This is a genomic window from Micromonospora sp. NBC_00421 (genome assembly GCF_036017915.1).
Classification (GTDB): domain Bacteria; phylum Actinomycetota; class Actinomycetes; order Mycobacteriales; family Micromonosporaceae; genus Micromonospora.
Window position 1 is genome coordinate 6,207,282 of sequence record NZ_CP107929.1, and the last position, 18,232, is coordinate 6,225,513.

Here is an 18,232-nt window from a genome sequence, read left to right on the forward strand (position 1 = left end):
CCCGGCCGCCCCGTCCTCCGGTTCGGCGTCGGTCCCGTCCTCCGGCTCCGGTTCGGCGTCGGTTCCGTCCTCCGGCTCCGGGTCGGTCCCGCCGCACCGCGGCGCGGCGTCGGTCTCGTCGGTATCCCCCAGTGGCGTTGCGGCGTCGCCTTCCACCCATCCGGTGTCACCCGCCCACCCCGGGTCACCCGGGTCGCCCGCTCACCCGGGGTCGGTGTCGCGTCCCGCGCATCCCGGGTCTGCGACGGTCCCGGCGCCGCCGGGCGGTGGCGGCCCGCCGGTGCCCGGCGCGTCGCCGCGGCGTCGTCGACGGTGGCTGCCGGCGCTGCTGGTCGTCGTGCTGCTGGTCGGCCTCGCCGGAGCGGCGGTGGTGCTCCGTCCGGGCCCGGTCGCCGGCTGGCTGGGCGCGGACCCCACCCCGTCGGCCTCCGCGCCGGCCCCCGAGCCCGACCCGTCCGCGGTGCTCGCCGGCCCCGACGCCGCCGCGCCGGAGCCGACCCCCGCCGGGGTACGCGCCGCAGTCGAGCCGCTTACCGCTGCCGCCGCCCTGGGTAGCCGGGTCAACGTTTCGGTGGCCGACGTGGTCACCGGCGAATCGCTGTACGCCAAGGGCGGCGACGACGGCACCGTGCCCGCCTCGGTCACCAAACTCGCGACCGGGGTGACCGTGCTGAAGGCGCGTGGCCCCGGTCACCGGATCGCGACCCGGGCGCTCGCCGGGACGAACCCGGGCGAGGTGGTGCTGGTAGGCGGTGGCGACCCGACCCTGGCGGTCGACAAGAGCGGCTTCTACCCCGGCGCGGCCCGGCTCGACGCCCTCGCCACCCAGGTCAGGCAGGCCCTCGGTGGCACCGCCCCGACCCGGGTGGTGGTCGACTCCACGCTCTTCCCCGGCCCGGTCCACGGCCCCGGCTGGGACGCGGACATCCCGACCGGCGGATTCGGCGCCTCGATCACCGCGCTGATGACCGACGGTGCCCGGCGGGATCCGGTGCGGGCGCGGAAGAACTTCGACGACAGCCACGGTGCGGCCGAGCGGTACGCCGAGCCCGACCTGGCCGCCGGTCGCTCCTTCGCCCGACTGCTCGGCCTGCCGGAGAACGGGGTGGTCCGGGGCACCGCCCCGGCGGCCGGTGGTGCGACGGCGACCGGTGCGCCCGAGCCCGGCACCGAGCTGGGCAAGGTCGAGTCGTTGCCGATGATCCGGCTGGTCGACATCATGATCAGCGACAGCGACAACGTGATCGCCGAGGCGCTGGCCCGACAGGTCGCGCTGGCCCGCAACCAACAGGCCTCCTTCGCCGGCGGCGCGACGGCGATGGACGAGGTGATCGGCGAGCTGGGGCTGCCGGCCGACGAGATCAGCCTCGCCGACGGCAGCGGGCTGTCCCGTAGTAACCGGATCAGTCCGTCGCTGCTCACCGACCTGATCGCGGTGGCCGGCAACGGCGCGCACCCGGAGCTGACGGCGATCTTCGGCGGCCTCCCGGTGGCCGCCTGGTCGGGCACCCTCGACACCCGGTACTCCTCGACGGCCACCGCCGCCGGTGCCGGCGTGGTCCGGGCCAAGACCGGCACCCTGACCGGGGTGCACGCCATCGCCGGCCTGGTCACCACCCGCGACGGCCGGTTGCTCACCTTCGCCGTGCTCACCGACCAGGCCCCGGCCGGCGACCCGGAGGTCACCCGGGCGGCACTGGACCGGATCGCCGGTGCGCTGGCCGGCTGCGGCTGCCGCTGACCGGCCCGGTCTGCCGCTGCCGGTCCGCGCTGCCGCTGCCGCTGCCGCTGCCGCTGCCGGTCCGCTCTGCCACCTGTCCGCCTGCCGCTGCTGTCGTCGTCCCGGCTGCTGTCGGGCGGGCCGTGCTCGTCGGGCCTGCCGTCGAGCGGAACCGGCCGGGGTGTCGCGGCGCGGGTACGGTGGGTGGCATGGCGCAGTTCGTGGACTGGGATCTGGCCGCCGCCACCGCTGGGGCGCTGAGCAAGTCGGGCCCCCGCGTGTCGTACGCGGAGGCCACCGAGGTGGTCGGCGACCTGCGCCGGCTCACCGACGAGGCGGCCGGGCACGTCGCCGACTACACGGGGCTGCGCCCCCAGGTGGCTCATCCGCCGGTCCGGGTGGTGGACCGGCGGGACTGGGCGGCCACCAACATCGCCGGCCTGCGTGAGGTGATCACCCCGCTGGTCAGCAGGCTCTCCGGTGACAAGCCGCCCGGCGTACTCACCGAGGCGGTCGGCTCCCGGCTCACCGGGGTGCAGGCCGGCACCGTGCTGGCGTACCTCTCCGGCCGGGTGCTCGGCCAGTACGAGGTCTTCTCGGCCGATCCGGGGCAACTGCTGCTGGTCGCGCCGAACATCGTCGAGGTGGAGCGGAAGCTGGGGGCGGATCCGCGCGACTTCCGGCTCTGGGTCTGTCTGCACGAGGTCACCCACCGCACCCAGTTCACCGCCGTGCCGTGGATGCGGGCGTACTTCCTCGGCGAGGTGCAGGCATTCGTGGACGCCTCGCAGGGCACCGAGCACCTGGTCGAGCGGTTGCGCCGGGGGGTGTCCACCCTCTCCGACGCGGTGAAGGATCCGGACAGCCGCACCAGCGTGCTGGACATCGTCCAGACCCCGGCGCAGCGTGCCGTGCTGGACCGGCTCACCGCGCTGATGACCCTGCTGGAGGGGCACGCCGAGTTCGTGATGGACGGCGTCGGCCCGCAGGTCATCCCCAGTGTGGAGCGGATCCGGGCGGGGTTCGACCGGCGCCGCGAGGCGGGCAACCCGCTGGAGAAGGCGATCCGCCGGCTGCTCGGCGTGGACGTCAAGATGCGCCAGTACGCCGAGGGTCGCAAGTTCGTGCACGGGGTGGTCGAGCAGGTCGGCATGGCCGGCTTCAACAAGATCTTCGGTTCGCCGCTGACCCTGCCCCGGCTGGACGAGCTGGGTGATCCGGCCGCCTGGGTGGCCCGGGTGCACGGGCCGGCCGGCGCCACCCCGACCGCCGGCTGAGCCGATGGCCGGTCGGCCCAGCCCCGTCGACCCGGTCGTGGTCGGGCGGCCCAGCCCCGTCGACCCGGCCGTGGTCGGGCGGCGCGCCTCCCGGGCCCCGCGGGGGGTGGCTCTCGCCCCATCGGTGGCCGCCATCCGGGTCGCGGTACGCCGTGCGCTGGCCGACCTGTCCGCCGACGGGCCGGTGCTGGTGGCCTGCTCGGGTGGGGCTGACTCGCTGGCCCTCGCCGTCGCCACCGCCTTCGTGGCGTCCCGGCTCGGCCGGCCGGCCGGGCTGGTGACGGTCGACCACGGGTTGCAGGCCGGGTCGGCCGAGCGGGCCGCCGCCGTGGCCGGGTGGGCCGGGCGGGTCGGGTTCGATCCGGTCGAGGCGGTGCCGGTGACGGTGGCCGGGCGTCCGGGTGGTCCCGAGGCGGCGGCCCGGCAGGCCCGCTACCAGGCGCTGGCGGACGTCGCCCGACGGCACGGGGCTGCGGCCGTCCTGCTCGGGCACACCCGCGACGACCAGGCCGAGACGGTGCTGCTGGCGCTCGCCCGGGGTGCCGGCCCGCGCGGGCTGGCCGGGATGCCCGCTCGACGGGACCTGGCCGGGGTGCCGCTGCTGCGCCCGCTGCTCGACGTGACCCGGGAGCAGACCCGCAGCGCGTGCGCGGCGCTGGGCCTGACCCCGTGGGAGGACCCGCACAACACCGACCCGTCGTACGCCCGGGCCCGGGTCCGCGCCGACGTGCTGCCGGCACTGGTCGCCGCGCTCGGTGCGGGGGTGCTGGACAACCTGGCCCGGACGGCCCGGCTGCTCGCCGCCGACACCGCTGCGCTGGACGACCTGGCCGCCGCCGCCCTCGCCACCCCACCGACCCGGCCCGACGTGCCCCCGTGCGACGAGCACCGGCCCGCAGGAGCCCGGTCCGAGGGGCGGCGGTCCGAGGGGCTTCCGCCGGCGGGGTCGCGCACCGACGAGCCCCCGCCGGACGGGTTCCCGGGCGACGGAGGCTGGTCCGAGGGGTCGTCGTTCGACAGGCCCGGGGTGCGGGACGGCGGGGGGTTGTCCGTCGTGGCGCTGGCCGGGCTGCCCGGCGCGGTACGCAGTCGGGTGCTGCACGCCTGGGCGCGGGAGCTGGGGGCCCCGCCCGGTGCCCTCTCCCACCGCCACGTCGACGCGTTGGACGCACTGGTCACCGCCTGGCGTGGGCAGGGCGCGACGGCGCTGCCGGGCGGGGTGCGGGTCGGCCGCCGGGGCGGTCGGCTGCTGCCCGTCGACTGAGCGCGCCTCCGTGGTCTTCTCCTTGTCGACCACGACCCGCCGGGTCGGGAAGCCGGGGCGGGTCGGATCGGGTATTCATGATCGGATTGCCGTTTCGCGCATCCGTGCCGGCGTGTCGTGTCAGTCTCCGCAATCGATCATGGTGTATCGGGGCACGACGGCGGGTTCAGCCGACGGGAACGCGGTCCCGGAAGGTGGTGCGGTAGCCCTGCGGGGTGGTGCCGACCCGGCGGGCGAAGTGGTGGCGCAGGGCGGCGGCGTCGGGGAAACCGGAGCGGTCGGCGACGCTCTCCACGCTGAGCCGGGTCTCCTCCAGCAGCCGGCGGGCCAGCAGCACCCGTTGGTTGGTCAGCCAGTCGTGCGGGGTGGTGCCGGTCTCGGCCCGGAACCGGCGGGCGAAGGTACGCGGGGACATGCCGGCGCGGGCGGCCAACTCGTCCACAGTGGTCGGCTGGTCCAGGTGGCCCACCAGCCAGCTCAGCACCGGTTCCAGGGTGGGTGCATCGGGGGTGGCCGGGATCGGCGCCTCGACGTACTGGGACTGGCCGCCGTCGCGGTGCGGGGGGACCACCATCCGCCGGGCCAGCCGGGTGGCGGTGACCGAGCCGTGTTCCTGGCGGACCAGGTGCAGGCAGGCGTCGATGCCGGCGGCGGTACCGGCACTGGTCAGCACCGGTCCGTCGGCAACGTAGAGGCTGTTGCACCGGACCCGGGCCGACGGGTGCCGGCGTTGCAGCTCGTCGGCGTACTTCCAGTGGGTGGTGCACTCCCGGCCGTCGAGTAGGCCGGCCGCGCCGAGCACGAAGGCTGCGGAGCAGACGCTGAACACGTACGCCCCCCGGTCGGCAGCCCGGCGAAGTGCGGCCAGCACCACCTCCGGCACCTCGCCACCCTGGGTGTAGGCGGGGACGGCGACCAGGTCGGCGTCGTCGACCGGGGCGAGATCGGCGTGCGGGGTGAGGCCGAAGCCGGAGGCGGTGCGGACCGGACCCCCGTCGGCGGTGCAGACGGTGAACCGGTAGCCGGGGAATCCGTCCTCGGTGCGGTCGGTCCCGAACACCTCGGTGAGCACGCCGAGTTCGAAGACGGCCACCCGGTCCAACGCGATGACGGCCACCGATCGAATCATGTGACGAGGGTAACCGCAGCGGTGGCAGAAAATCGAGGGGGAGTGGCATCTCTGCCACTGTTCCGGCCCGTCCGGACGGCGGAAACTGAAGTCAGTCCGGTGCGCACCGGCGGCGAAAACCACTCAGATGATCAGAAAGTGAGCGCCGCCATGGAGTTCCTGTTGCTTCTGCTCTTCCTCGTCGTGCTGGCTGTCGCCTCGGCGTTCGGCCTGACCACCGACACCCGCGACTCCGCCGACTGGAAGCCCACCGAGGAGGGCCGCCGCTGGCGGTCCCGCGCCTGCTGAGGTGATTGCTCCCGTTGTGCCGGAAAAACCCACGGTGGGACCGCGTCGAAAGGTGCGGCCCCGCCGACGCGGGTCGTCCGGCGTACGGCAGGCTATGAGCATGGCTGACGGCTCCTGGTACGACGCCGACATCGATCACGTGATCATCTCCGAGGCGCAGATCCGCGAGAAGACCGCGGAGCTGGCCAAGCAGGTCTCCGCGGACTACGCCGGGGTCACCGACGGGCTGCTGCTCGTCTGCGTACTCAAGGGGGCGGTCATGTTCATGGCCGACTTCGCCCGCGCGCTGGGCCGGCAGGGCCCGCCCGTCGAGCTGGACTTCATGGCCATCTCCTCGTACGGCCAGGGCACCACCTCCTCCGGCGTGGTGCGCATCCTCAAGGACCTGGACCGGGACATCGCCGGCCGGCACGTGGTGGTGGTCGAGGACATCGTCGACTCCGGCCTGACCCTGTCGTGGCTGCTGCGGTACCTGGAGTCCCGGTCGGCGGCCAGCGTCGAGGTGGTGGCCCTGTTCCGCAAGCCGGAAGCGGTGAAGGTCCCGGTCCCGGTGAAGTACGTCGGCTTCGACATCCCGACCGAATTCGTGGTCGGCTACGGCCTCGACTTCGGCGAGCGCTACCGCGAGCTGCCGTACGTCGGCGTACTCAAGCCCGAGGTCTACGCCCGCGCCTGATTCCCGCCGACGTTTCGTATCGGTAGTCATCGAGCAGACGTTCAGCGGGCTCCCAGTCAACCCGACTACGGTAGGTGTCGGTGGCGTGGGGCATCTCCGCGTCCGGCACCCCGACCGCGTGACCGGGCGGGCGTGGGGCCGGTGCGTAGCTCTCCGCAACGCCGGCTGAAACCCCGGTTCGCCGTCCGCGTGGCAACGGGCAAGCTCGCTCCTCGCGTGCAGGTGGTCACGAATGTGCCCGACTGCGGGGCTCGCAAGCTCGCTCCTCGCGTGCAGGTGGTCACGAATGTGCCCGACTGCGGGGCTCGCAAGCTCGCTCCTCGCGTGCAGGTGGTCACGAATGTGCCCGACTGCGGGGCTCGCAAGCTCGCTCCTCGCGTGCACGGTGTACCGTCGAATGACCGCGGTGCGGCAGTTTGCGCGCCTCGGGGTCGAGGCCGGCCCGCACGGCGGCTCGACGCCGCCATCGGCGGCGACACCATTCAGACGGTCAGGACGTCGATCAGGAGGATGCGGGCGCCTCGGCGCTCGACAACAGCATGGAACGTACGCGTTTCTTCCGCCGACCGGTGGTCTGGATCATCCTGGTCATCCTCGGCGCCGTTGTGCTCAGTCAGCTGTTCACCGCTGGTCCCAGCTACCACCGCGTGGACACTTCCGTTGCGCTCGACCAACTGCACACCGCCAAGATCAACAAGGTCGTCTTCCAGGACAAGGAGCAGACGCTCCAGCTCAACCTGGCCGAGAAGACCAAGTTCGGCGACACCACGACCGACCGGATCGAGGCCCAGTTCCCGTACCAGGCCGGCGAGCAGGTCTGGAACGAGGTCCTCGAGGCCAAGGCGGCCAACCGGGTCACCGGCCCGGCGGACGCCAAGGTGTCGTCCGACAGCATCTGGGTGAGCCTGCTGGTCAACCTGCTGCCCATCGCGCTGCTCGTGCTCCTGCTGCTGTTCTTCATGTCGCAGATGCAGGGCGGCGGCTCCCGGGTGCTCAACTTCGGCAAGTCCAAGGCGAAGATGATCACCAAGGACACCCCGAAGACGACCTTCGCGGACGTGGCCGGGGCCGAGGAGGCGGTCGAGGAACTCCACGAGATCAAGGACTTCCTCCAGAACCCGGCGAAATACCAGGCCCTGGGCGCCAAGATCCCGAAGGGCGTGCTGCTCTTCGGCCCGCCCGGTACGGGTAAGACGCTGCTGGCCCGCGCCGTCGCCGGCGAGGCCGGGGTGCCGTTCTACTCGATCTCCGGCTCCGACTTCGTCGAGATGTTCGTCGGTGTCGGCGCCAGCCGGGTCCGCGATCTCTTCGAGCAGGCCAAGGCGAACGCCCCGGCGATCGTCTTCGTCGACGAGATCGACGCCGTCGGCCGGCACCGTGGCGCCGGCATGGGCGGCGGCCACGACGAGCGTGAGCAGACCCTCAACCAGCTGCTCGTCGAGATGGACGGCTTCGACACCAAGGGCGGCGTCATCCTGATCGCCGCCACCAACCGGCCGGACATCCTCGACCCGGCGCTGCTGCGTCCGGGTCGCTTCGACAGGCAGATTCCGGTCGACGCACCCGACATGGAGGGCCGCAAGGCGATCCTGCGGGTGCACGCCAAGGGCAAGCCGTTCACGCCCGACGTCGACCTCGACGCGGTCGCCCGGCGTACCCCCGGTTTCTCCGGGGCCGACCTGGCCAACGTGATCAACGAGTCCGCGCTGCTCACCGCGCGCAAGGAGCAGCGGGCGATCAGCAACGACTCGCTCGAGGAGTCGATCGACCGGGTGATCGCCGGGCCGCAGCGCCGGACCCGGGTGATGAGCGACCAGGAGAAGAAGATCACCGCGTACCACGAGGGTGGGCACGCGCTGGTCGCCTGGGCGTTGCCGCACGCCGCACCGGTGCACAAGGTGACGATCCTGTCCCGGGGTCGTTCGCTGGGGCACACCCTGGTCCTGCCGACCGAGGACAAGTACACCCAGACCCGGGCCGAGATGATCGACACCCTGGCGTACGCGCTGGGTGGCCGGGCCGCCGAGGAGCTCGTCTTCCACGAGCCCACCACCGGCGCCGGCAACGACATCGAGAAGGCCACCCAGTTGGCCCGCGCGATGATCACCCAGTACGGCATGAGCTCGAAGCTCGGCGCGATCAAGTACGGCACCAGCGGGGACGAGCCGTTCCTCGGCCGCAACATGGGCCACGAACGGGACTACTCCGACTCGGTGGCCGCCGAGATCGACGGCGAGATGCGGGCCCTGATCGAGTTGGCCCACGACGAGGCCTGGGAGATCCTGGTGGAGTACCGGGACGTCCTGGACAGCATGGTCCTGGAGCTGATGGAGAAGGAAACCCTCTCCACCGCCGACATGGCCCGGATCTGCTCCCGGGTGGTCAAGCGCCCGCCGATGGCCCCGTACAACGGCTTCGGCAAGCGTCTGCCCTCCACCGAACCGCCGGTGCTCACCCCGGCCGAGAAGGAGAAGCTCAAGGCGCAGGCGACGGCCGACGGCATCTCCGTCGGCGGCTCCTCGAACAACTCGGACGGTCTACGCTGAACACCGACGCCGCGGCCAGCCCCGACAACTCGGGGCTGGCCGCCTCGTCCACCGAGCCCGGTGACGAGACGCTCGACTACGTCGCCGCCAGGCTGATCAGCGGCAAGCTCAACGGCCGTCCGATCGAGGACACCATGGACCTCGGCCGGATCGAGAAGGCGGTTCGGGAGATCCTCATCGCGGTCGGGGAGGACCCCGACCGGGACGGCCTCCAGCAGACCCCGGCCCGGGTCGCCCGGGCGTACGCCGAACTCTTCGCCGGCCTCCGGGTCGACCCGGCCCAGGTGCTCAGCACCACCTTCGAGGCCAACCACGAGGAGTTGGTGCTCGTCCGGGACATCGACGTGATGAGCCTCTGCGAGCACCACCTGCTCCCGTTCCGGGGCAGCGCGCACATCGGCTACATTCCCGGCCCCGACGGTCGGATCACCGGCCTGTCCAAACTGGCCCGGCTGGTCGAGGTCTTCGCCCGCCGTCCGCAGGTGCAGGAGCGACTCACTTCGCAGATCGCCGACCTGCTGATGAGCAAGCTGCAACCGCGCGGTGTCATAGTGATACTCGAATGCGAGCACATGTGCATGGCGATGCGCGGCATCCAGAAGAGCGGCGCCAAGACCATCACCTCGGCCGTGCGCGGGGTGCTCCAGCACGACGCGAAGTCCCGCGCCGAGGCGATGTCGTTGATCATCCCGCGCTGACCCGCTGACCCGCTGAACGCCGTCGACCGGGCGGCGCGTCTGGTCAGCCGGCCAGCAGCGCCAGCATGATTCCGGCGGCGGTCAGCACCGCCGGCACCAGGCAGGTCAAGAGCCCCAGGCGAGGGGTGCGGTCCCACCGCCCGTCCGGCCCCGGTGGGAACAGCCGACCCACCCCCACCCAGCCGGCCGCGAAAGCCGCCGCCGGCATCGGCAGACCCACGAGCAGCGCCGCCACGCTCACCGGTCCGGTACCGGTCGCCAGGAACAACACCAGCTGTACCACCGGCACGACAAGCGCCAGCGGCCCGTACACCAGCAGGTTGCGCAACCGGGGTGGCCAGGCCGCCGGACGCAGTGGACCGGGTGCCGCCAGCGCCGCGTCGGCACCCTCCACCCAGCGCTGCGCGGTCCGCAGGCCGGTCAGCACCGCCGCCGGACCGCCCGCCATCGCCCGGCCGGCCTCGGCGAGTTCCGGCGGCGTCGGAGCCAGCGACATCGCCGGTACGCCCAACTCCCGCAGCCGGGCCTGCTGCGGCACCAACCTGGCGCGTACCTCGGTCAGCTCCGCGCGGGCCGCCTCCACGGCGCGGGACTGTGCGGCGGCGGCCGTCGCCGCACCCCGGCGTACCCCGTCGAGTTGGCGGGCGGCGGCCAGGTAGTCGGTCCAGGCGGCGGCTACCGACGGGGCCGGTTCACCACCGGTCCGCTGCCGGACCGGCACCACCGTCACCGCGTCGTCGATGCTCACGCCCGGTCCTCCTCGCGGTCGGTCCTGCCCGGTCCTGCCTCCCGTCGCCCTGGCCGGCTCCCCTCGTCACCGGTCACGGCCGGCCTGCCGTCGGTCGGCCGGGCCGGGGTCGGCCCGCTGCCGGAGGGGTTCGGGTTCGCCGTCCGTGGGTCACGTCTGATCCGCCTCGTAGGCGAACGGCACCAGCACGGTGCCATGGTCGTCGGGGGAGTCCCAGAGGACCACCCGGTCCGGTCGGGGACGCCACTGCACCGGCCGCCCGAAGACCGGGGCCAGTTGGGCACCCGGCACGTCGACCGCGGCGACCGCGGCCAACTTTCCGACCTCGCCGTCCGGCTCCACCAGACCGGCGAACGGCGGCACCGTCCGCCACCAGCCCAGCAGGTGCCGACCCTCGGGCGGACCCTCCCGCAGCAGCGTGCGCAACCTGTCCGGCGGCACCTCCCGCACCGACGGCGCGTCCACCCCGAACACCACCAGATAGATCGGGCCGGCACCGTTGCCCACCGTGAGGAACTCCGGTCCGTTCACCGTCGACACCCGCTGGCGCTCGCCCAACTCGGCGGCGAGCTCGGCAGCCAGCGGGGCGGACCCCTCGGCCAGCGCGGCGATCACGAACTCCGCGGTACCCGGCGGATGGTGCGCGGCGGTACTCCGCGCAGCCGTCACCAACAGGGCCGCCGCCGCCACGCCCGGGCCCAGGACGGCCAGGTTCCGTCCCGCCACCGGACCCAACGGCACGGCCACGGTCGTCCGGGCCACGTCCACCGCCCGACCCAGCAGAGCCGCCGGAGCGCCGGAGCGGCCGGCCACGGCAGCCCGCCACCGTGGATCGTTACGCAGTAACGGCCGGGCCCAACCGGCGAACACCACAGGCGGTGCGGCACCCTCCGGCCGCGCCGTGAACAGTCGATGCCGCAGCCGCTCGACCACCTCCGGTGCGTCGTGCGGGTCGGGGAACCGGACCAACCGCTCGTGCCCGCGCGTGGCGCCGCGCGGCCCACCCAGTCCACCAGCGGTGTTCACCACCGCGCTGCCCACCGCCAGGCCGGCGGCGGCGTCGTTGGTCGGCATCAACACCGCGCTGCCCCCGGCGAGCGCCACCCGCACCGGGAACTGCCCCAGCACCGAGTCCCGGGGTGCCGGCCCCGCGCCGACGCCCAGGTCACCCGCGCCGGCCAAGACCAGGTGTACGCCGTACCCGCGCCCCGACCGGGCCAGGCCGTCCAACCGGGCCAGCACCTCGGCCGCCACCGGCTCCCGGTCTGACAGCAGCAGGGGGACATTGTCGATGACACAGACGATGCGCGGCAGCATCTGATGATCGCGCAGCTCCGCGAAACGCTGACCGCCGGCCCGCGCCGCCGCCTCCTGCCGCCGGTGGATCTCCAGCAGCAACTGGTCGAAGAGATCCCGGACGTACTCCGGGTCGGCGGCCATTCCCGCCGCGCGGACCTGCGGCAGCCACGATCGGTCCCGCTCGGTCTGGAGGAACTCCACGAACGACTCGCCGTTGCCCAGGTCCACCAGGTACAGGGCCAGCTCGTCCGGGCCGTACCGGGCGGTCAGGCCGAGCAGGGCGTTGGTCAGGAACGCCGAGCGGCTCGCATCCGACCGGCCGCTGACCAGCCAGTGCGGGGTCAGCTCGGTGAAACCCACGGTGACCGGCCGGCCGCTGGCATCCCCGACGGGGGTGGACAGGCCGTCGGCCGACGTGGCCGTCCACAACTGCGCGTCCTCGGGCGGCAGAAGCTCGGCGAGGCCCAGCCGGGAACCCGCCTCCACCTGGTCGGCCAGCCGACGACAGACCGCCCCGATCAACTCCGGGCCAGGATCCTCGTCGACGAGGACCGGGCAGTTCAGCCCACCGGGGGCATCGGGGCCCGGCCCGCTGAACGGGCTGCCCGGCGGGTCACCCACCAGCGCGTACGAGGTACGCAGCCGTACCGGCGTCGCCTGCGGCAACGGCGGCCGGCCAGCGGCCGGCCAGCCGGCGACCACCAGGTGCAGACCGGCACCTCTACCCCGCTCAGCCAGCGCCACGATCCGTTCCAGGTCGCTCGGAGCGGTCGACTCGGGCAACCCGGCGATCACCAGCAACAGCGTCCGGTCATGTCGGCGGGGTCGTCCGCTCCCCGGGGAGACCCACTGCTCGGCCTCGGTGAGCACCGTCCGCAGCCCGGCCACATCGGTCACCGGCGGCGGCAGCAGACCCGCATCGGCAAGCGCCGCGAACGGTGCGAAGGTGCCGGCTCCGCAGGCTTCCGGCCCGGCGATGGTGCGGGTGCTCGTGCCGTCCGTTCCAGTGGTGGTGCCGGTGGCTGCCCTGTCCGCTCCGGCGGTGGTGCGGGTGGTGGTCCTGTCCGCTCCGGTGGCGGTGCCGTCGACGCCGCGGACCAGCAGACAGCCCGCCGGGGCAGCCGCCAGCAAGCGCAGCAGTACGGCCCGAAGCAGGCCGTTCACCCGGGGATCCTGGACGTCCGCGTCGAGCGTCAGATGCCCCGAACCGAGCAATGGCACCAACGCCGGGAAACGGGCGTCCTCCAGCGGTGCGGCCGTACCGATCCGGACGAAGGAGGGGTTCTCCTCGCCACACGGGGCATCCGCCGGCAGGTCCTCCAGAACGGCGCCGGCCCAACCCGGGGCGAGCAACGCGGCAGCGGAACGCAACCGGTCCGCCAACTCGTACTGGCGGCGCTGGTCGGCGGGGGCCGGGCGGATCTCGTCGAGGACCCCGGCGGCAGCGGTGGCGGTGGCCGCGGCACGGCGGTGCAGGGCAGCGGCGCGGTTCGTACGAGCCCTCGGACCGGCCACCGCGTCCACCCCTCTTTCCGAGGTTGGAAACCTCCCCGACTGCAGACCGTATCCCAGCCGGGGCCGCTGCCACGGGAAGCGCGACGGCGATGCGCCGGGCTTGTCGTGAATGACGACGAACTCTCACCTCGCGAGATCATCCTGTCACGATCCGCAGCTTCCGGGGCATTGGGTACGAGGCGCTCAGCCGATAGCCTCAGGGGGTGGAATCAGTGCAGCCCCCCGCCGGTTCCCAGGTGTCCCGTGTACCGGCGCAGCGGACCCCGCCGGACCAGTCGGCATCCCCTGTGCCGCTGCCAGTGCCGCAGCGTCCCCCCCGCCGGCTTCGGACCGCTCTCACTGTCGTCGCCGGCGTGCTGGCGTTGCTCTGCGTGGGGGGCGGAGTGGCTGGCTACGTGCTGTACGAGCGAGCCGCCACCCCCGACCGAAGCGCCCCCGACGTCGTGGTGGACAACTACCTCCGTGAGTTCCTGGTCAATGAGAACGACACCCGTGCAGAACTCCTCGTGTGCAAGGGGAGCCTAGATGGACTAGCCGAGATGCGAGCGCTCCGTGACGATCTGCGTAACAGAGAGCGCCGATTCGCGACGACGCTTACGATCAGCTGGGGGGCGCTCTCGACGCAACGAGACGGTGAGACTGCACAAGTGGAAACAGATCTAATTCTCTCGGCAGCAGTGGATGGCATTTCTCAAAGTGATCGGCAGCGTTGGCGATTTCAGACTCGCCTCAATGATCATTGGACAGTATGCGACGCAACCAAAGTTATTTGATAGTTACTCGACCCACAGCAGGTGGACCGGTACCTCCAATGTGGTGGGTGGCTGCCCACGCCAAGCCCAGCGGTACCAATCCAGTTCCGGAGTGACCCGGACGCAGATGTCGCCGTCGGCGCCCGAATAGGACTCGGTCACCGCGCGTAGGTCACGGTGCTCGATGGAGTCCTCGACGTGCACCACTCGACGGCCACTGACCGCATCCGTCTCGAAGACCGGTGTGGGGGACCGATGCGTCGGTCCGTCCAAGGAAACCAGTTGAATGGCATTCTCACGCGTAGGGGCGGTGAGCGCGGGCCGGTCGGCCAGGGTCTCCACCCACACTCTTTCCACGGGAACGAGCGGGGCGAAGACCTCCACCTGATCGGCCTCCGCCCGATACCACTCGTGTTCCGGGATGATCGGCACATAGGTGCGACTGCCCTGTACCACCCGCTCGTCGGCGCGCAGGTCCCCCCGCCACCCGAGGCCGGGAAGTCCGACGAGGACGCGGCGGCCGCGCAATTCGACCCTGCCTGTGGCGGGAACGATCTCGATCGGTCGTGGTGGTAGCGGTGCCCAGTCGGGCTGACCGGCGAAGGGATCCGGCAGCGGTCCATTCATCGTTCTGGCAGCCTCATGCCGACCCGTTCAGCGGTGCTCCCCGCTGTCGCATGAACGGCACCGGATTGATCCCGCCGGTGAAGCTGCGGTTACCGTCGACGTGTACCTCGAAGTGCAGATGTGGGCCCGACGAATTCCCACTGCTGCCCACCAGCCCGATGACATCACCCGCTTTCACGAGTTGCCCGGGGACCACCCGAGGTTTCTCGATCATGTGACAGTAGCGGCTCACGTAACCGCCAGCGTGCAGGATATCGACGAACCAACCGCATCCGCCCTTACCGGGAAACCCGTCGACATCGCAGTTACGCACTCCATTGTGGTCAGGGTCGCAGCGTGCGACGAGCACTCGGCCGGTAGCCGCGGCATGGATCTCGGTTCGCTTGCGGGCGCCGATGTCCACTCCGTTGTGGCGCGGCCGGCTCGCGGTACGGAACCCGGAGCCGACGCCACCGCTGATCGGTGCGGTCCAGCCGGAGGCGGCGATGGTCCGCGCGGAAGCCTGGTCGCAGACCGTGCGGTCGGCGATCTGCACCGTCCGAGCGGCACCACCGGCGAGAGCGTTGACGATCTGACTCGCAAGGTCCTCGTGCTTCGCGTAAGCGTCAGGATAGGCGCTGATCTGTACCTTCTGTGCTGCCCGGCTGAGTGACATCCGATCCCAGCCGTCGACCTTCAGCAGCTTCTCGTAGAACTTGCGGGCGGCATAGTCGGGGGACATCCGTTCCACGACGGTGCCCCAGCCGGCTCGCTGCTGGAATAGGCCGACGGAGTCGTGGTCCGAGCCGACGCCTTCGTTCGGGATTCCGCGGGAGCCGGCGACCGTGCTGTTGGACAAATTCCGCAGCGCTGACTCCTGCATCGCCGTGGCAACCGCGATCACCCACCCCCGGGGTGGCACCTTCATCTTCTGGCCAACCTTGATGATGATCGCCGCGTTACGCAGCTGACTGTCCCCGTATGCGGACATCCGAGGCATCTTTCCGGTCACGTTGACTCGGTGCTCGTCCTCGCACTGCTGCTCGTTGGACACCAGGCTTTCCTGGTTCCCGCCGAGATTCGTGAGGAAGAACGCCGCGCTGCCACCACCGCAGCAGAGAAGTGCGAGGGCGCCTGTCAATGCGGCGGCGACGGCACCGATTCGGAACCGGCGGCGAGGCAGTTCCCCCGTGCCCGGCGTCTCGGCAGTCATTCCCGCTCCCAGTCCACGGCATCCACCAACCAGCGGCCGTCGGGCGCAACCAGCTCCAACCGCAGCCTTCCGCTCTCCAACGGAACCAACACCTCGGCGAATATCGCCGTTCGAGGTCGGAGCGTCGGGGAACCGGTGACCTTCTCGTCCGGCACCCCGGTTGGGTCGGCGTCGGTCAGCTTCTCGGTGAGTGCGGAGGTGGAAAGCGGCCGGAGGGCCGACTGCCACTGCTCCGCTGTGGTGGCGGGTCCGCCGAGCCAGGCGGTGGTGAACCGGGTCGCCGTCTGCTCGGGGGTCAACTCGCCGGGTCGGGTACGGGGCGACTCCGGAACCGGGGTGGTGATGACACCGTCGTCGCCCTCCTCCGGGTCGACAGTTGTTATGGGTTCACGAGGGCGGCTGCTCAGTCCCGCCGTGAAGTCACTGGGACCGGATACCAGACGGGCCGCGCTGATCACACCGAGTACCAGCACGGCGATCGCGAGTGCGATGCCGAGCCGGGATCGGACCAGCCGCCTGAAGAGGAACTCAACTGCTCGTCGCATCACGATCACCTGGCCTCGGAGCGTACCCGGGGAGTGGGCTTCGGCGTTGGTGCCGCGGAGTCGGGGCGGTAGACAACGAACGAGGGAGTCTCCTCCGGCGAATCCGGCTCGGTCCAAGCCGCCGCCGATCGCTGACGAGGGCGGGGCGCGGCCGTGGGGCGGCCGTTCTCGCGCTTCGGCGGGACCGGCTCGGCGTCCTCAGCGCGCTCCTGTCCATCCGGCCGTTCCCGCGGAGCGGGTGTGCTGACCGTGGAGTGGCTCGGATCTTCCCGCCGGGCCTCGGGCCGCAGACCCGCCGGTTCCAGCGCTGTTCCCCGCCGTCGAGTGTTCTTCGGTTCGGCCGTGCCACCGGGCTCGGCGACGTCGAGTCGGGCGGCGACCCGCATGTCCCGGAAGAACCGGCGGTGCCACGACCCGGCGGAGCTGACCGCCTCACCGCCGTCCTTGCCACCCAACTGCGTGATCCGTCGATATGGCCGAAGAAGTAACCAGCCGACAACACCACAGAGCCAGACCAGCACCACCTGGAGCCAACCCGGCAGGGTGGGCGTACTCATGATCAGGTCGACGGCGAACAGGTAGATCGCTGCTCCGGTGCCGAAGATGGCGATGTTGAAGACAGCGGCGACCACGGCGTTCGCCAACCGCCGCAAGCCGGCGCTGGCCGGACGGAGTAGCCCGATCGTGCCCAGGATCGGCGCCGCGATGACCGCCCAACGGAAGATCATGAAACCGAGCAGCACCAGCAGGGAGGCGGTGAGGTCGAACATGGCGAAGAGCAACGAGGCGAGCACCGCGATGAATCCGGAGCCGATCCGGTCCATGTCCCGGCTGCCCTGGAGGTACTCGTAGGCTTCCGGATCCTCCAACTTGATCTGTTCGGCGACGGTCATCCACTGCTGCTGCTTGGCTTTGACTGTCGCATCCCGGGTTGCCGGATTCTGCCGGAGCTTCTCCGCCTCTTCCCAGGAGAGGGACTTGGCGTCGTAGAGGGCTGCCCCGTACTTCTTCGCAGTCTCGCTGTCCGCCGAGCCCAGGACCCCACGCAACCAGTTGCGGTACAACATCGACTCGGTGGCGGTGTCGCTGGCCCGGACGGCAGGAGGGCGCTTGTCCACGCACGCTTCGGGGTTTGGCAACACGCATCGATCCGGTGGAATGTCGCGGGTCGCAGGTCCAACGGCGTCGTGTACGACGCCCAGCGAGGTGATGAGTGTGCCGTCGGCTATATTGGCGGACTTCACCGGCCAGGCCGCGAGCGCGGTCACCGCGACCATCACGAGGAGCGCCCAGCCTGCGGTGGTCATGGCGTTGCTCATGTCTGACTGGCGGGAGCGCCACAGCAGATAGAGGCCCACCACGCAGAGCGTCACGATGCCGAAGACGCTGAACACCTTCTGGTAGACGGCCTTGGTGGCCTTGTCCACCAGCGGGTCGGCCCAGTTCCACATCGACCGAGGGTCCCAGGCGCGCTCCCGCAGTGCGTTCGAGGCACCCACCACTGCCGTGGCCATCATAAGCTCGCCGTTGGCGACTGTCGTGGTGAACTTGTAGTCCGGATGCAGGACGGCGGAGGCACAGCCTCCCTCCACGTCGTACGTATTGAAGCTGTATCCGGCGTAGCCGTAGTCGCTGTAGAGGCCCTTCGGTCCGGGGAGTTTCGACGCATCGGGTCGAGAGGCGAACCAGCCGGCCAGTCCGGAGTCCGGGGCCGAGGGAACCGGCGGCTTGCGGCAGTCCACCTCGGTCTCGCTGACCTGCTTCAGCTTGGAGACGCAGGCGCGGAAGTCGACCTGCCACTCCTTGGTGGTGCAGAGGTCCGCGGCGGCCTGCGCCGTTACAGGCGGACCGGCGTACGCCGGTGTGGCCCCGACCACCGGCCAGGCGATCGTGGCACCGGCGAGTACGCCGAGTGCGAGGAGGAGCGCCGTGATCCGTGCCCGGGTCCTCGCCATT

The 18,232-nt window shown here is 71.5% G+C and carries 15 protein-coding genes; 8 read left to right on the plus strand and 7 right to left on the minus strand.

Going from position 1 to position 18,232, the window contains the following annotated elements; translation table 11 throughout:
• Nucleotides 1-280 precede the first annotated feature (280 nt).
• The 3 genes from dacB (at nucleotide 281) to tilS (ending at nucleotide 4,261) form a co-directional block, all read left to right on the plus strand.
• Entirely contained in the window at nucleotides 281-1,741 is a 1,461-nt protein-coding gene (gene dacB, locus OHQ87_RS26565) for a D-alanyl-D-alanine carboxypeptidase/D-alanyl-D-alanine endopeptidase (protein WP_328342263.1), read from the plus strand.
• A gap of 188 nt (nucleotides 1,742-1,929) precedes the next feature.
• Nucleotides 1,930-2,997 carry a zinc-dependent metalloprotease gene (locus tag OHQ87_RS26570; RefSeq protein ID WP_328342266.1) on the plus strand — a complete coding sequence of 356 codons (1,068 nt, stop codon included), beginning with the start codon at nucleotides 1,930-1,932 and terminating at the stop codon, nucleotides 2,995-2,997.
• Nucleotides 2,998-3,001: 4 nt separating this feature from the next.
• Nucleotides 3,002-4,261: a tRNA lysidine(34) synthetase TilS gene (tilS, locus tag OHQ87_RS26575; protein WP_328342268.1), complete on the plus strand. Its 1,260-nt coding sequence runs from the start codon at nucleotides 3,002-3,004 to the stop codon at nucleotides 4,259-4,261.
• 166 nt (nucleotides 4,262-4,427) lie between these two features.
• Here the strand turns inward: tilS and OHQ87_RS26580 are convergent, their stop codons facing one another.
• Nucleotides 4,428-5,390, minus strand: coding sequence for a GlxA family transcriptional regulator (locus tag OHQ87_RS26580; protein ID WP_328342270.1), 963 nt, complete (start codon nucleotides 5,388-5,390; stop codon nucleotides 4,428-4,430).
• A 138-nt stretch (nucleotides 5,391-5,528) separates the two neighbouring features.
• Between OHQ87_RS26580 and OHQ87_RS26585 the strand changes: the two genes are divergently transcribed.
• The 4 genes from OHQ87_RS26585 (at nucleotide 5,529) to folE (ending at nucleotide 9,598) form a co-directional block, all read left to right on the plus strand.
• Entirely contained in the window at nucleotides 5,529-5,678 is a 150-nt protein-coding gene (locus OHQ87_RS26585) for a hypothetical protein (protein ID WP_328349122.1), read from the plus strand.
• A gap of 100 nt (nucleotides 5,679-5,778) precedes the next feature.
• Nucleotides 5,779-6,354 carry a hypoxanthine phosphoribosyltransferase gene (hpt, locus tag OHQ87_RS26590; protein WP_091247681.1) on the plus strand — a complete coding sequence of 192 codons (576 nt, stop codon included), beginning with the start codon at nucleotides 5,779-5,781 and terminating at the stop codon, nucleotides 6,352-6,354.
• A gap of 539 nt (nucleotides 6,355-6,893) precedes the next feature.
• The gene (gene ftsH / locus OHQ87_RS26595) at nucleotides 6,894-8,900 is read left to right on the plus strand and encodes an ATP-dependent zinc metalloprotease FtsH (protein ID WP_328342276.1); all 2,007 of its coding nucleotides are present in this window, start codon (nucleotides 6,894-6,896) and stop codon (nucleotides 8,898-8,900) included.
• Nucleotides 8,901-8,935: 35 nt separating this feature from the next.
• Entirely contained in the window at nucleotides 8,936-9,598 is a 663-nt protein-coding gene (gene folE / locus OHQ87_RS26600; RefSeq protein ID WP_328349010.1) for a GTP cyclohydrolase I FolE, read from the plus strand.
• Between the two features lie 43 nt (nucleotides 9,599-9,641).
• On the opposite strand, the gene OHQ87_RS26605 is transcribed toward folE, so the two are convergent.
• Together OHQ87_RS26605 and OHQ87_RS26610 are read right to left on the minus strand one after the other, a co-directional pair.
• Nucleotides 9,642-10,328 carry a hypothetical protein gene (locus OHQ87_RS26605; RefSeq protein WP_328349011.1) on the minus strand — a complete coding sequence of 229 codons (687 nt, stop codon included), beginning with the start codon at nucleotides 10,326-10,328 and terminating at the stop codon, nucleotides 9,642-9,644.
• Nucleotides 10,329-10,496: 168 nt separating this feature from the next.
• Nucleotides 10,497-13,169, minus strand: a complete 2,673-nt coding sequence (locus tag OHQ87_RS26610; RefSeq protein WP_328342277.1) for an FtsK/SpoIIIE domain-containing protein — start codon at nucleotides 13,167-13,169, stop codon at nucleotides 10,497-10,499.
• 203 nt (nucleotides 13,170-13,372) lie between these two features.
• Here OHQ87_RS26610 and OHQ87_RS26615 point away from each other — a divergent pair, with 203 nt between their 5' ends.
• Nucleotides 13,373-13,933, plus strand: a complete 561-nt coding sequence (locus OHQ87_RS26615; RefSeq protein ID WP_328349012.1) for a hypothetical protein — start codon at nucleotides 13,373-13,375, stop codon at nucleotides 13,931-13,933.
• A gap of 3 nt (nucleotides 13,934-13,936) precedes the next feature.
• Here the strand turns inward: OHQ87_RS26615 and OHQ87_RS26620 are convergent, their stop codons facing one another.
• From OHQ87_RS26620 to OHQ87_RS26635, 4 genes are read right to left on the minus strand one after another with little or no spacing between them, the layout of a single operon-like run.
• Nucleotides 13,937-14,539: a hypothetical protein gene (locus tag OHQ87_RS26620; RefSeq protein WP_328342279.1), complete on the minus strand. Its 603-nt coding sequence runs from the start codon at nucleotides 14,537-14,539 to the stop codon at nucleotides 13,937-13,939.
• A gap of 13 nt (nucleotides 14,540-14,552) precedes the next feature.
• Nucleotides 14,553-15,731: a M23 family metallopeptidase gene (locus tag OHQ87_RS26625; RefSeq protein WP_328342281.1), complete on the minus strand. Its 1,179-nt coding sequence runs from the start codon at nucleotides 15,729-15,731 to the stop codon at nucleotides 14,553-14,555.
• Entirely contained in the window at nucleotides 15,728-16,285 is a 558-nt protein-coding gene (locus OHQ87_RS26630) for a hypothetical protein (RefSeq protein ID WP_328342283.1), read from the minus strand. Before OHQ87_RS26630 ends, OHQ87_RS26625 begins: the two co-directional genes overlap by 4 nt.
• A complete protein-coding gene (locus tag OHQ87_RS26635) occupies nucleotides 16,282-18,231 on the minus strand; it encodes an MFS transporter (protein ID WP_328342285.1) in 1,950 nt (649 codons plus the stop codon). Before OHQ87_RS26635 ends, OHQ87_RS26630 begins: the two co-directional genes overlap by 4 nt.
• Between the last annotated feature and the right edge of the window lies 1 nt (nucleotide 18,232).